This window comes from Sebaldella sp. S0638, assembly GCF_024158605.1.
In the GTDB taxonomy this organism is placed as follows: Bacteria; Fusobacteriota; Fusobacteriia; order Fusobacteriales; family Leptotrichiaceae; genus Sebaldella.
The window spans coordinates 1-688 of record NZ_JAMZGM010000115.1 but is presented as its reverse complement, the minus strand read 5'-3'; the positions used below and the strand labels follow the sequence as shown (position 1 = coordinate 688).

Annotated in this window: 2 protein-coding genes; one reads left to right on the top strand and one right to left on the bottom strand. The window is 27.0% G+C overall.

The window, feature by feature from the left end; translation table 11 throughout:
- Nucleotides 1-184: hypothetical protein (locus NK213_RS17860; RefSeq protein ID WP_253351728.1), on the top strand; the 184-nt coding region annotated here is incomplete at its 5' end.
- Nucleotides 185-195: 11 nt separating this feature from the next.
- Here NK213_RS17860 and NK213_RS17855 read toward each other — a convergent pair.
- Nucleotides 196-606, bottom strand: a complete 411-nt coding sequence (locus tag NK213_RS17855) for a hypothetical protein (RefSeq protein ID WP_253351726.1) — start codon at nucleotides 604-606, stop codon at nucleotides 196-198.
- Nucleotides 607-688: the final 82 nt, after the last annotated feature.

Sequence of the window (688 nt, the reverse complement as noted above, 5' to 3'; positions counted from 1 at the left end):
AAGCCAAAAGTGGTGTAGAAAGGAGGATTCAGGAATGGGAAGAAAAATATTAATACCTTCAAGAAGAAAAGAAATAAGAGAAATGACACCGGAAGAAGTAGAAGAATATATAAACGAATTAGAAAAAATAATACATAAAGTTATTGATTTTAAAGAATTTTTAGAAAATATAGAAAGGAAATGAGCCCTAACGTATTAAATTCTATATAATATTAAAAATTTTTCATATAATTTTTTTACAGCTTCGTCTAAAATTTGGTGACTTGCTCTAACAGAGTATTCACCAGAATCAAGTTGTAAAACGAATGTATTATCTGTTTTTTCGTTAAGTATTTTTATTTGGAAAGCATTTATATTCATTGAAATCATATTTTTTATAAATTTATTAATTAAGTTATTTTCATCTAAACTGATAATTTTAATCAACTTAGCGAGATTAAGTTCAGCTTCGTCTATAGTTTTTCCAGAACTTAATAAATTATAGTACACAGGAGTACTGTTATATCGATCTTCATAACGAGGAATTTCCAAAACCACAAAATCTCCATATTGTCCTAAAAAGGCTGGAGAAAATTTTTTTAAAAAATCAAGTTGAATAGTGTCCATATTATCCTTTCTGTTTAGGGCTCAATAGATTATAACGTGAATTGATGATATTTACAAATAAAAAAAGCCCAGAGGGCTGAGG